The 12,770-nt window shown below is 67.4% G+C and carries 12 protein-coding genes; 10 read left to right on the top strand and 2 right to left on the bottom strand.

The genetic code is table 11. The features are described 5' to 3' along the window. Positions 1-89 precede the first annotated feature (89 nt). Positions 90-815, top strand: a complete 726-nt coding sequence (locus HMPREF1224_RS26470; RefSeq protein ID WP_003083962.1) for an acid phosphatase — start codon at positions 90-92, stop codon at positions 813-815. Between the two features lie 23 nt (positions 816-838). On the opposite strand, the gene HMPREF1224_RS26465 is transcribed toward HMPREF1224_RS26470, so the two are convergent. Continuing rightward, entirely contained in the window at positions 839-1,756 is a 918-nt protein-coding gene (locus tag HMPREF1224_RS26465; RefSeq protein ID WP_003083964.1) for a LysR family transcriptional regulator, read from the bottom strand. 349 nt (positions 1,757-2,105) lie between these two features. Between HMPREF1224_RS26465 and HMPREF1224_RS26460 the strand changes: the two genes are divergently transcribed. The 9 genes from HMPREF1224_RS26460 (at position 2,106) to HMPREF1224_RS26420 (ending at position 12,279) form a co-directional block, all read left to right on the top strand. Beyond that, positions 2,106-4,478 carry a TonB-dependent receptor gene (locus tag HMPREF1224_RS26460; RefSeq protein WP_003158508.1) on the top strand — a complete coding sequence of 791 codons (2,373 nt, stop codon included), beginning with the start codon at positions 2,106-2,108 and terminating at the stop codon, positions 4,476-4,478. A 40-nt stretch (positions 4,479-4,518) separates the two neighbouring features. Then, on the top strand, positions 4,519-5,421 hold the full coding sequence (locus HMPREF1224_RS26455; protein ID WP_003112660.1) for a TauD/TfdA dioxygenase family protein: 903 nt from the start codon (positions 4,519-4,521) through the stop codon (positions 5,419-5,421). 67 nt (positions 5,422-5,488) lie between these two features. Continuing rightward, entirely contained in the window at positions 5,489-6,388 is a 900-nt protein-coding gene (locus HMPREF1224_RS26450; protein WP_010793568.1) for a TauD/TfdA dioxygenase family protein, read from the top strand. A gap of 646 nt (positions 6,389-7,034) precedes the next feature. Beyond that, positions 7,035-8,153 (top strand): Re/Si-specific NAD(P)(+) transhydrogenase subunit alpha, encoded by a 1,119-nt coding sequence (locus HMPREF1224_RS26445; RefSeq protein ID WP_003083972.1) that lies wholly within the window; start codon positions 7,035-7,037, stop codon positions 8,151-8,153. Between the two features lie 75 nt (positions 8,154-8,228). Continuing rightward, positions 8,229-8,537, top strand: coding sequence for an NAD(P) transhydrogenase subunit alpha part 2 (locus HMPREF1224_RS26440; RefSeq protein ID WP_003083974.1), 309 nt, complete (start codon positions 8,229-8,231; stop codon positions 8,535-8,537). Further along, a complete protein-coding gene (locus HMPREF1224_RS26435) occupies positions 8,537-9,973 on the top strand; it encodes an NAD(P)(+) transhydrogenase (Re/Si-specific) subunit beta (protein ID WP_003083975.1) in 1,437 nt (478 codons plus the stop codon). Before HMPREF1224_RS26440 ends, HMPREF1224_RS26435 begins: the two co-directional genes overlap by 1 nt. Positions 9,974-10,315: 342 nt before the next feature. Continuing rightward, complete coding sequence (locus tag HMPREF1224_RS26430; protein ID WP_010793567.1) at positions 10,316-11,128, top strand: energy transducer TonB; 813 nt, start codon at positions 10,316-10,318, stop codon at positions 11,126-11,128. 28 nt (positions 11,129-11,156) lie between these two features. Continuing rightward, positions 11,157-11,876 carry a MotA/TolQ/ExbB proton channel family protein gene (locus tag HMPREF1224_RS26425; RefSeq protein WP_003083979.1) on the top strand — a complete coding sequence of 240 codons (720 nt, stop codon included), beginning with the start codon at positions 11,157-11,159 and terminating at the stop codon, positions 11,874-11,876. Position 11,877: 1 nt separating this feature from the next. Further along, a complete protein-coding gene (locus tag HMPREF1224_RS26420) occupies positions 11,878-12,279 on the top strand; it encodes an ExbD/TolR family protein (RefSeq protein ID WP_003106175.1) in 402 nt (133 codons plus the stop codon). Positions 12,280-12,459: 180 nt separating this feature from the next. Here HMPREF1224_RS26420 and HMPREF1224_RS26415 read toward each other — a convergent pair whose 3' ends face one another. Continuing rightward, on the bottom strand, positions 12,460-12,672 hold the full coding sequence (locus tag HMPREF1224_RS26415; protein ID WP_003111981.1) for a DUF3079 domain-containing protein: 213 nt from the start codon (positions 12,670-12,672) through the stop codon (positions 12,460-12,462). Positions 12,673-12,770: the final 98 nt, after the last annotated feature.

Genomic DNA, 12,770 nt, shown 5'->3' with positions numbered 1-12,770 from the left:
ACGGAGAGTGTGGCGTCGGCCGTCATCCGCAACGGCCGTGGGTGGGAGCCTAGGCTCCCGATGCAACCTCGCCTCAGGGAATACGCTTCATGAACAACAAGACCCTATGCCCTTCGCTCTTGCTCTGCCTTTCGCTGCTTGCACCGCTGTCTTGTCTCGGGGAGACCGCCGCCGCGCCCTATCCGCTGGCCCACCCACCGCGCCTGGCCGACTACCTCCCGCCGCCGCCGGCGGCGGACTCGGCTGCGGCCGTCGCCGATCTCGGCGCGGTGCTGGAGGCGCAACGCCTGCGCACGCCCGAACAGGTACGCCGGGTACGCGCCCACGACCAGTGGGAGGACAACGTCTTCCCCTTCGCCGGCGACCTGCTGGGCGCCTCGTTCGACAAGGAACGCCTGCCGCTGACCCGGAGTTTCTTCAACCGCGCCCAGGAAAACCTGGTCGAGGTGCTGATGCCGGCGAAGAAGCACTTCGCCCGCCCGCGTCCCTACGAAGTGACACCGAAGGTGAAGCCGGTGCTGCCGCCGCCGGAGGGGGAGTCCTATCCCAGCGGCCACACCATGGACAGCTACTTCAAGGCCTCGCTGCTGAGCATGCTGGTGCCGGAGCATCACGATGCGTTCTTCGCCCGCGCCGAGGAGCATGCGCAGAGCCGTGTGCTGGCCGGCGTGCACTTCCCCAGCGACCTGGAAGGCGGGCAGACCGCCGCCGCGGCGCTGGTGGCGAGCCTGCTGGCCGATCCGGCGGTGGCCGCCGACTTCGCCGCGGTGCGCGAGGAGCTGCGCGGCGCGCTGGGGTTGCCGAAACTCCAGTAGAGGAAGGGAAACCGCGCGGCGGCTCAGGCCGCCGCGTGTTGCGCCTGGTCCAGTTCCACCAGCGTCTCGATCATCGCCTTCGCCGCTGCCGAAAGCCGGTAGCCGCTGCGGCTGATGATGCCGCAGCGGGCGCTGAGGCTATCCAGGTTCTGCGGCAGGTTGCGCCACTGTAGCGGTTGCAGTTCGCCGCGCTGCAGGTAGGGGCGCAGGGTCTCGTCGCTGGCGATGCCGATGGCGTCGGTCTGGCGGACGATACGGATCAGCGCGTGCATGTTCTCGCAGCGGATGTTGGCGGCGAAGTCGATCTTGCCGCTGAGGTTCGCCAGCAGCTTGCGGATGCCCGGGGGAATCAGGGTCGAGGCCAGCGGGTAGTTGAACAGGTCGTTGGTGGACAGGCTGTCCTTGCCCAGCAGCGGATGTTGCGGACGGCAGAAGAACTGGCCGCGGCGCGGGGTCAGCGGGCGCGTCTGGAAGTTCGGGTCGGCCTCGAAGTCGCGGATGTCGGCGACGAAGAATTCGATCTCTTCGCGGAGCAGGGCGCGGCTGAGCTTTTCCCAGTTGTCCACGTCCAGGCTGATCTGCACCCGCGGGTGGCGGTTGATGAAGTCGGCCACCGCGTCCGGCACCAGTTGCTGGGCCGGCGCCGGCCCGCTGCCGAAGCGCAGCTCGCCGGCATCCAGCTTGTTCAACTGGGCGATCTCGTGGATCAGGTTGGCCGACCCCTGCACCAGGCTCAGCGCGTGTTGCAGCACCACCTGGCCTTCCGGCGTCGGGCGCAGGTCCTTGCTGCCACGGTCCACCAACTGACAGCCAAGCTCCTGCTCCAGGCCCTGGATGCTGCGGCTGAAGGCCGGCTGGGTGATGCCCATGGCGTCCGCCGCGCGGACGAAACTGCGGTGTTCGGCGAGGGCGATGAAGTAACGCAGTTGGCGCAGATCCATGATGCTTTACCGGCATTGGAAATATTGGACAAAGGCATTTGCCGTTCGGGATGTGCTGGTTTTAAATGCAAGCTCTTATTCCGTCAACAAAGAACAAATTAGAAAAATATGCAATTTAGTAATAAGCATAGATAGACCCCAGGAGCTGAACATGGTCCACCGTGCCTTTGCCGCCCCACCTCCGCCGTTCCGAATGCCCTTCCGCGTCGCCGGCGGCTGTCGCCCCTGACAGTCGCCCGGGGCTGAGCCGTCCGCCGGCCCCCTTCGAACCTTTCGCCAGATCGCTGCCTTGCGCGGCATGGCCGCCTGCTGCCTGCGTCCGGCTGCGCCGGAACCGAGGACATTCACGATGAAGCACCACTACCGCCTGCCGCTCCGCCGAACGCCGCCCGGCGGCTCCGACTACGCCCTGGCCCTGCTGCTCGCCCTCGGCGGTGCGTTGCCGGCCAGTGCCGCCGATGCTCCCGCGCCCGCCGAGGAAGCGCCGCCGCTGGCCAGCAGCGTCCCGGACAAGGCCGATACGGCCCTGGGCAAGGTCACTGTCACCGCGCGTCGCCGCGAGGAGGATTCGCAGAAGGTACCGACGCCGATCACCGTGCTCGGCGGCGAGACTCTCGAGGCCCAGCGCATCTCCCGGGTGCAGGACCTGCAGCAGGTGCTGCCCAGCGTCAATGTCGCCTACATCCATGCGCGGCAGTCGAGCGTCGCCGTGCGCGGCATCGGCAACAACCCCGCCAGCGACGGCCTGGAAGGCAGCGCCGGGATCTACCTCGACAACGTCTACCTGGGACGTCCGGGAATGGCCGTGTTCGACCTGCTGGACATCGAGCAACTGGAGCTGCTGCGCGGTCCGCAGGGCACCCTGTTCGGCAAGAACACCACCGCCGGGGTGCTGAACATCAGCACCCGCGCGCCGACCTTCACTGCCGAGCGTACCGTCGAGGTCTCCGGCGGGCAGGATGGCTACTTCCAGGGCCGCGGCACGGTTTCCGGGCCGCTCGGCGAAACCCTCGCCGGACGCCTCTCGGCCTATCGCACCCGCGACGACGGCTACATCAAGAACATCCACGACGACAACTATCTCAACGGCGGCGAGCGCCAGGGCGCGCGCGGGCAATTGCTGTTCGAGCCGAACGAGGACTTCAGCCTGCGCTGGATCGCCGACTACAACGAGGAGGATTCGAGCAACGGCAGCATGGTGGTCTACGGCGGCGCCGAGCGTTTCTGGCAGCGCGCCGCGCTGGTCGGCGCTTCGCCGTTGCGCGATCCGCAGCGCAGGAAGGTCAACATCAACGGCCGCCAGCACGTCAGCGTGCACCAGGGTGGCAGCTCGCTGGAGGCCAACTGGAACCTCGCCGGCGGCTACCGCCTGACCTCCATCAGCGCCTACCGCTACTGGCACTTCACCCCGGCCAACGACGAGCAACTGAACGTCTCGGCGATCAACGACACCGGGGTGGAAGTGCACGACCGGCAGTTCTCCCAGGAGATCCGCCTGGCCTCGCCCACCGGCGGTGCCTTCGACTACGTGGTGGGCGCCTACGCGTTCAGGCAGAACCTCGGCAACAAGACCTTCACCTCCTACGGACCGTTGGCCGACCTGTACCTGCTCGGCGCCAATCTCGGCGCGCTGAACGACACCTACTCGAAGGCCAACGGCAAGATCGAGACCGACAGCTTCGCGCTGTTCGCCCAGGGCACCTGGCACCTCACCGAACGCCTGGACTTCACCGCCGGCCTGCGTGGTACCTACGAGGAGAAGAACGCCAAGGTCGAGCGCTTCGCTCCGCTGGGCGGCGCGGCGGTCGGCGGGGTCGGCGCGGCGGTGCGCAACGGCCAGCTCGGCGCCTACGATTCCGGCGATCTCAGCCAGTACAACTTCGCCCCTTCGGCGTTGCTCAGCCTCAGCTACCAGTTCAGCGACGACCTGCTCGGCTACGCCAGCCTGTCCCACGGCGAGAAGTCCGGCGGGGTCAACCTGGCGGTGGGCAGCGCACCGAGCGCCGGCGCCGATTCGCTGCTGGTCGGACCGGAGCGCGCCAACGACGCCGAGCTGGGCCTGAAGAGCACGCTCTTCGACCGGCGCCTGCTGCTCAACGCCAACCTGTTCTGGACCGGCATCCACGGCTACCAGGCCACCACCCTGTACCAGGCGCCGGGCTCGACCCAGTTGGTGCAGGTGCTGGCCAACGCCGGCAGCGTGCGCTCGCGTGGTCTGGAGTTCGAGGCCACCGCGCTGCCGTTGCGCGGCCTGACCCTGAACTTCAACGGCTCCTATAACGACGTCACCTACCTGTCGTTCAAGGATGCCCCGTGCCCTGCGGAAGTCAGCACCCGGCCCGGCGCGCCGAGCAGTTGCGACCTCACCGGGCAGCGCGTGGTCGGCGCCTCGAAATGGATCGCCAATCTCAATGGCGAATACCAGTGGCGCCTCGACGACCGCTTCCAACCCTACGTCAGCGCCAGCTACGCCTACCGCTCCGCCGCCGAGGGCACGCTGGACAACTCCGACCTTTCGAAGATCGACGGCTACGCCCTGGTGAACCTCGCCGCCGGTCTGCGCAGCGATCTCGGCGACGGCCAACTGGACACCTCGGTATGGCTGAAGAACGCCTTCGACAAGGACTACTACCTGAGCGCCTTCGCCAGCATCAACGGCTCCTACACCGCATCGGTGGGGCAGCCGCGCACGCTCGGCGTATCGCTGCGCTACGACTTCTGAGCCTTCACCCACGCAGTACCCCACGCATGAGGAACATGACATGAGCAATGCAGCACAAGCCCTCGCCACGCCGGTACGGCTCGACATCCGGCCGGTCGCCGGACGGATCGGCGCGGAGATTCGCGGCGTGACCCTGTCCGGCGAACTGGACGCCGCCACCGTCGAGGCGATCCAGGCCGCCCTGGTACGCCACAAGGTGATCTTCTTCCGGGACCAGAGCCATCTCGACGACCAGACCCAGGAGGCCTTCGCCCACTTGCTCGGCGAACCGGTCGCCCACCCCACCGTGCCGTCCCGCGAAGGCACCCGCTTCCTCCTCGAGCTGGATGGCGCCGAAGGCCGCCGGGCCAATTCCTGGCATACCGACGTGACCTTCGTCGAGGCCTACCCGAAGGCCTCGATCCTGCGCAGCGTGGTGGCCCCGGAGTCCGGCGGCGACACCGTCTGGGCCAACACGGCGAGCGCCTACGCCGACCTGCCGGCGGAGCTGCGCGAGCTGGCCGACCGCCTCTGGGCGGTGCACAGCAACGAGTACGACTACGCCGGGGTCAAGCCCAGCGCCTCGGTGGAGCAGTTGGAGAACTACCGCAAGGTGTTCACCTCGACCGTCTACGAGACCGAGCACCCGGTGGTCCGCGTGCATCCGCAAAGCGGCGAGCGGACGCTGCTCCTCGGCCACTTCGTGAAACGCCTGAAGGGTCTTTCGCAGCATGACTCGGCGCACCTCTTCGCGGTGCTGCAGGGGCACGTCACGCGCCTGGAGAACACCGTGCGCTGGCGCTGGCAGGCCGGCGACGTGGCGATCTGGGACAACCGCGCGACCCAGCACTACGCGATCGACGACTACGGCGACCAGCCGCGCGTGGTGCGCCGGGTGACCCTCGGCGGCGACGTGCCGGTAGGCATCGACGGGCAACGCAGCCGGACGATCCGGAAGGCATGACGGACCCGGCCCTCTCCTCGCCGGGGAGGGCGACCACAGGAAGAACGAACCCGCGAGGACCCCTTACATGAGCCAATCCGCCACCGCCCGGCAACCCGAACCCGAGGTCGCCGAGGCATTCCGCATCACCCCCCTGGAGGCGCCGCTGGGCGCCGAAGTCCGTGGCCTCGACGCGCGCCGGCCGCTGGCGCCGGAGCAGGTCCTGGCGCTCAAGCAGGCGCTGCGCGAGCACCACATCCTGGTGTTCCGCCAGCAGCACCTCGACGATGAGCAGTACTTGCGCTTCGCCACCCTGTTCGGCTCGGTGTTCCAGCCGCCGGCGGACATCCCGGTGCTGTCCTCGGGTGGCGACGGCAAGGTGCCGGACATCGTCAAGGTGGCCAACACCGGCGACGGCGAACTGGGCAACTTCGCCCTGCCGGCACACATCGACCACCAATGGACACCGGTGCCGTCCTCCGGCTCGTTCCTCTACGCACTGGAGGTGCCGTCCAGTGGCGGCGAGACGCGCTTCACCAACCTGACGCGCGCCTACGAGAGCCTCGACGAGGCGACCCGGCGCGAGATCGATGGCCTGCGCCTGATCAACTACAACCCCTTCATCCGCCTGCGCGAGGGCGGCTACGGCGGCGGTTTCGCCACCTACCGCACGCCGGACATCGAACCGATCCAGGGCAGCGAGCACCCGCTGGTACGCACCCACCCGGAAAGCGGCCGGCGCGTACTGTTCCTCAGCGCCCACACCGAGGTGGAGATTCCCGGCTACGACCCCGCGCGGGGCCAGGCGCTGATCGGTCGCCTGCGCGAACATCTGGCGCGCCCGGAACTGAGCTACAGCCACGCCTGGTCGGTGGGCGACATCGTCTGGTGGGACAACCAGGCCGTGCTGCATGCGCGCAACGCCTTCCCGGCCAGCGAGCGGCGGCGCCTGAAGCGCATCAGCCTGGCGGGCAGCCGTCCGTTCTGAGCCGGCATCCCCCAGCGTGCGCCGGCTCCTCCGTTGCCGACCGGCGTAGGTCGCTGCGCGCCGCTCTGGCGAGCCCCTTCCGTTCCGGCGAATAGCTAGCAGAACTGCGACATGCTGTCGCAGTTCTGCCATTTCTCCGCGTCTATCCTGCCCATAGGGCAATTCGCCTTTGGTCTAACGAGCTGGCCTGCAGCGCCCATGGAAAGGCGATTCTGACTTTGTAGTCAAAGTTTTGCTTTGCTACTTTGGCCAGGCATCAGGGATTGCTGATACAGCGTATTAAAAACATTAATTACCCCGGAATTCCGCGGCGCTGGCAGGATATTTTCCCGTCGAAACCGTAGCGGCTTGACCTGATAGCCGGTCATTCACGGCAGGGATGTCATATTCTCGCGCGGGCTTCCCCGGATAGGCTGCACGCCAGTCAGGACGCGCCCGGCGGTGATGGGCGGGAATTGTTGGTCGGTTTATGACTTGTAGTTTCTCTGTCGTATGCCTTCAGAACTTGTTGAAGGCTTTTCGGCTCGATTGCACAATGCCGCGCCAAGGTTCGTTCGCGAATCGCGGTATGTGAGCTAGACCTCCGCAGCCGGTGCGCCATCCGCAGTGCCCCGGACTACTCGACAATCACGCAGGAGATTCGTGAGTGCAGATCGGTGTCCCCCTCGAGACCCATGCCGGTGAGACGCGGGTTTCCGCCACCCCGGAAACCGTCAAGAAGCTGATCGGCCAAGGCCACCAGGTGATCGTCCAGAGCGGCGCCGGCGTCAACGCCAGCCAGCCGGACAGTGCCTATGAAGCCGCCGGCGCGACGATCGGCAGCGCCGCCGAGGCCTTCGGCGCCGACCTGGTGCTGAAGGTGGTCGCGCCCAGCGCCGCCGAGCTGGCCCAGATGAAAAGCGGTGCCGTGCTGGTCGGCATGCTCAACCCCTTCGACAACGAGAACATCGCCCGCATGGCCGAGCGCGGCATCACCGCCTTCGCCCTCGAGGCCGCGCCGCGTACCTCGCGGGCGCAGAGCCTGGACGTGCTCTCCTCGCAGGCCAACATCGCCGGCTACAAGGCGGTGATGCTCGCCGCCAACCACTACCCGCGCTTCATGCCGATGCTGATGACCGCCGCCGGCACCGTGAAGGCCGCCCGCGTGCTGATCCTCGGCGCCGGCGTCGCCGGCCTGCAGGCGATCGCCACGGCCAAGCGCCTGGGCGCGGTGATCGAGGCTTCCGACGTGCGTCCGGCGGTGAAGGAGCAGATCGAGTCGCTCGGCGCCAAGTTCGTCGACGTGCCCTACGAGACCGACGAAGAGCGCGAGTGCGCCGAAGGCGTCGGCGGCTACGCGCGGCCGATGCCGGCCTCGTGGATGGAGCGCCAGGCCAAGGCCGTGCACGAGCGCGCCAAGCAGTCGGACATCGTCATCACCACCGCGCTGATCCCCGGCCGCAAGGCGCCGACGCTGCTGCACGAGGCGACCGTGGCGGAGATGAAGCCGGGCTCGGTGGTCATCGACCTGGCCGCCGCCCAGGGCGGCAACTGCCCGCTGACCGAGGCCGACCAGGTCGTGGTCCGGCACGGCGTGACCATCGTCGGCCACAGCAACCTGGCCGCGCTGGTACCGGCGGACGCCTCGGCGCTATATGCGCGCAACATCCTCGATTTCCTCAAGCTCACCCTGAACGCCGAAGGCTTCAGCGTGAACCTCGAGGACGACATCGTCGCCGCCTGCCTGATGTGCCGCGACGGCCAGGCGGTGCGCAAGAACGGCTGAGCCGCTGCGTCGGGATGCTTCGATAACGATAAATGCGCACGCCTCGCGCCTGCGCCCTGAAGACCGGTGAAAACGATGGATATCATTTCTGACGGGATCTACAACCTGATCATCTTCGTGCTGGCCGTGTACGTCGGCTACCACGTGGTATGGAACGTCACCCCTGCCTTGCACACCCCGCTGATGGCGGTGACCAACGCGATTTCCGCGATCGTCATCGTCGGCGCCATGCTCGCTGCCGCCCTGACCGTGACCCCGCTGGGCAAGGCCATGGGCACCCTCGCCGTGGCCCTGGCCGCGGTCAATGTGTTCGGTGGCTTCCTGGTCACCCGGCGCATGCTGGAAATGTTCAAGAAGAAAGCGCCGAAGGCGGGGGGCCACTGATGAGCATGAACCTGGTCACCCTCCTGTACCTCATCGCCTCGGTCTGCTTCATCCAGGCCCTGAAAGGCCTGTCGCACCCGACCACCTCGCGCCGCGGCAACCTCTTCGGCATGGTCGGCATGGCCATCGCCGTGGCCACCACCGTCGGCCTGGTGTTCAAGCTGGGCGCGGAGATCGCCACCACCGGCGTCGGCTACATCGTCGTCGGCCTGCTGGTCGGCGGTACCGCCGGCTCGATCATGGCCAAGCGCGTCGAGATGACCAAGATGCCCGAGCTGGTCGCCTTCATGCACAGCATGATCGGCCTGGCCGCGGTGTTCATCGCCATCGCAGCGGTGGTCGAGCCGCAGTCGCTGGGGATCGTCGCGCACCTGGGCGACACCATTCCCACCGGCAACCGCCTGGAGCTGTTCCTCGGCGCGGCCATCGGCGCCATCACCTTCTCCGGTTCGGTGATCGCCTTCGGCAAGCTCTCCGGCAAGTACAAGTTCCGCCTGTTCCAGGGCACCCCGGTGCAGTTCTCCGGGCAGCACCTGCTGAACCTGGTGCTCGGCCTGGCAACCCTCGGCCTGGGCCTGGTGTTCATGTTCACCGGCAACCTCACCGCCTTCGCCGTGATGCTGGCGCTGGCCTTCGTCCTCGGCGTGCTGATCATCATCCCCATCGGCGGCGCCGACATGCCGGTGGTGGTGTCGATGCTCAACTCCTATTCCGGCTGGGCCGCGGCGGGTATCGGCTTCTCGCTGAACAACTCGATGCTGATCATCGCCGGCTCGCTGGTCGGCTCCTCGGGCGCGATCCTCTCCTACATCATGTGCAAGGCGATGAACCGCTCGTTCTTCAACGTCATCCTCGGCGGCTTCGGCGCCGAAGCCGACGCCGGCGGCCCGGCGGGCTCCAAGGAGCAGCGTCCGGTGAAGTCCGGTTCGGCCGACGATGCCTCGTTCCTGCTGACCAACGCCGACAGCGTGATCATCGTCCCCGGCTACGGCCTGGCGGTGGCCCGCGCCCAGCACGCGCTGATGGAACTGGCGGAGAAGCTGACCCATCGCGGGGTCACCGTGAAGTTCGCCATCCACCCGGTCGCCGGGCGCATGCCGGGGCACATGAACGTGCTGCTGGCCGAGGCCGAGGTGCCCTACGAGCAGGTGTTCGAGATGGAGGACATCAACTCCGAGTTCGGCCAGACCGACGTGGTCCTGGTGCTCGGTGCCAACGACGTGGTCAACCCGGCGGCGAAGAACGATCCGAAGTCGCCCATCGCCGGCATGCCGATCCTCGAGGCCTACAAGGCCAAGACCGTGATCGTCAACAAGCGCTCCATGGCCAGCGGCTACGCCGGCCTGGACAACGAGCTGTTCTACCTGGACAAGACCATGATGGTGTTCGGCGACGCCAAGAAAGTCATCGAAGACATGGTCAAGGCGGTGGAGTGATTCCCCGCTGGGTCCACCAGAACCCCGGCCCAGGCCGGGGTTTTTCGTTTTCGCGGGTTGCCCGCGCAGCGTTCTCCGCCGCTTCCAACGGCGAAAACACCAGCCTTTCAGGAATATTTTTCATGCCCGTAAGGCATGGGTTTTTCGTCGGATCGCTGTAGCCCGCCAACCACGCGGCCTGTGGCGACAGGGGCGAAACCCATAGCTCCAGAAGTTATTTCCATAACAAAAATAATTACTTCAGGCGCTAAGCCTCCTTGCCAATCATGCAACTCCCTGCGCCGCTAGGACTCCAGCACGGACCTGAGCGGCCATCGAGTTCGTCAGTGCAAGGAGCTTTTCATGGCAACACCCCAGCCCGTCGATGCCCGCACGCAGCCCTGGCGCGAGACGCCCGGCGGCGACCTGGTGGCGCTCGGTCGGCCGGTTCGCCAGGCGTTGCACCTGGTTCGCCACAACCCGGCACAGGGTCGGGTGCTCAGCCGGCGCGAGACGATCCTGCTGGTCCTGTTCGCCCTGACCCTGCACGGAGCGGTGATCCATTGGCTGAGCCAGCAGAGAACCCCGGCGCTGCCCGAGGTGCCGCCACAGGTGCCGCCGATGACCATCGAGTTCACCGCCTCGGCGCCGCCGGTGGTGGAACCGCCGCCGCCCGAGCCGTTGCCGCCGGTGGTCGAGGAACCGCCACCGCCGGTGGTCGACGAGAACGCGGTGAAGCCGCCGCCGCCGAAGCCGGTGCCAAAGCCGAAACCCAAGCCCAAGCCGCAACCCCGGCCCAAGCCGGCGCCGAAGGCCGTCGAGCCGGCTCCGCCCGCGCCGCCGCAACCCGCCGCGCCACCCGCCCCGCCGGCGCCAGCCGCCGCCCCGGCGCCGCTGACGCCGCCGTCGGCGAACGCCGGCTACCTGCACAACCCGGCGCCGGAATACCCCGCCCTGGCCATGCGCCGCGGCTGGGAGGGCACCGTGCTGTTGCGGGTGCATGTCCTCGCCAGCGGCAGCCCGAGCGAGATCCAGGTGCAGAAGTCGAGCGGACGCGAAGCCCTCGACCAGGCCGCGGTGAAAGCGGTCAAGCGCTGGTCCTTCGTTCCCGCCAAGCGCGGCGACAAGGCCGAGGACGGCTGGGTCAGCGTACCGATCGATTTCAAGTTGAACTGAATCTGCAGCGTCACGAGGAGCATCCGTCATGAGTCTGTTAACCACCCCGCTCGAATCCGTCGAAGGCGCCGTCATCTGGCTGCTGGTCGGCTTTTCCGTGGTCACCTGGGGCCTGGCCCTGGTCAAGGGCGTGCAGTTCGCCCGGCAGAAGCGCCAGGACCGCCAGTTCCAGAAGCAGTTCTGGAGCGCCACCAGCCTCGACTCCGCCGGCGAGCAGGCGCAGGACAAGCAGGGCGCCGGCGCCCGCGTGGCCCAGGCCGGCTTCGCCGCGATCCAGGTGCAGGACAACGGCCAGCCCGACCTGGCCCAGTCGATCAACCACCAGGACCGTCTCGAACGCGCCCTGCGCCAGCAGATCCAGCGCGAGCGGCGTTCCCTGGAGTCGGGCCTGGCGGTGCTCGCCTCGATCGGCTCGACCTCGCCCTTCATCGGTCTGTTCGGCACCGTCTGGGGCATCATGGAGGCGCTCAAGGGGATCAGCGCGGCCGGCTCGGCGAGCCTGGAGACCGTGGCCGGGCCGATCGGCAGCGCGCTGATCGCCACCGGCGTGGGAATCGCCGTCGCGGTGCCGGCGGTGCTGGTCTACAACTACTTCCTGCGGCGCCTGAAGCTGACCGCCGCCGACCTCGACGACTTCGCCCACGACTTCTACAGCCTGGCGCAGAAGAGCGCGTTCCGCGTCATCGTCCATCCCTCCGCCGCGCGCCAGGCCGGCAACCCCTCGCGCAACGTGAAGGAGGCGTCCTGACATGGCCTTCTCGACCCAGGACAGCGACGAAGTCCTTTCCGAAATCAACGTCACCCCGCTGGTCGACGTGATGCTGGTGCTGCTGGTGGTGTTCATCGTCACCGCGCCGCTGCTGACCAACTCGATCCCGATCAACCTGCCGAAGACCGAATCGGTGGCCCCGCCGGAGCAGAAGGATCCTCTGGTGGTGAGCATCGATGGCGCCGGCAAGCTGTTCGTCAACAAGGACGAGATCCAGCCGGAGCTGCTGGAGAGCAACCTGGCCGCGGCCAAGGCGAAGGACGCCGAGGTCCGCGTGCAGTTGCAGGCCGACGAAGGGGTGAACTACGGCCAGGTGGCGAAGGCCATGGCTTCCATCGAGCGCGCCGGGATCACCAGGCTGGCGGTGATCACCGCACGCTGAAGCGAATCCACGCCGTCCGGCGCAGGCCGGGCGGGCAACGGTTTCGACCGCTCCGATCCGGGCAGGGGAGAGCGGTCTTTTTTATTCCGGATGGACGCTCCTCGGGCGTATCCGCCGAGGCCGGGCTCGCGAATGCGTCGCGCACCCTGTCCGGCGCTCGCACGTCCCACGCCTGGGCGCTCAGGCCTGGCGTGCCGGCGCCTCCTGCTCCTTGGCGTCCTCCGTTCCTTCGACTTCCCATTCACCGGCCCAGTCCTCGCCGAACAGTTCGCTGGGATGCTGGGTGCGGCTGGCGCCGTTGCCGCAGCCCATAGATTCCGCCGAGCAATAGCGGTCGCAACCCCAGCAGATGCGCTCCGGATGGCTGGGATGGAGAGGAAATTTCTTGGCCATGATCCTGTCCCGATACCTGATGCCTGCGCTCAGGTATACCGCCGATGGCTTGCGCCGCCCAGGCGTTGCCGCGGAAAAGTGGCTTCGGCTTGCGCTGG

It is taken from the genome of Pseudomonas sp. P179 (genome assembly GCF_000478485.2).
Taxonomy (GTDB): Bacteria; Pseudomonadota; Gammaproteobacteria; order Pseudomonadales; family Pseudomonadaceae; genus Pseudomonas; species Pseudomonas aeruginosa.
This window is presented reverse-complemented; position numbering and strand designations above follow the sequence as displayed.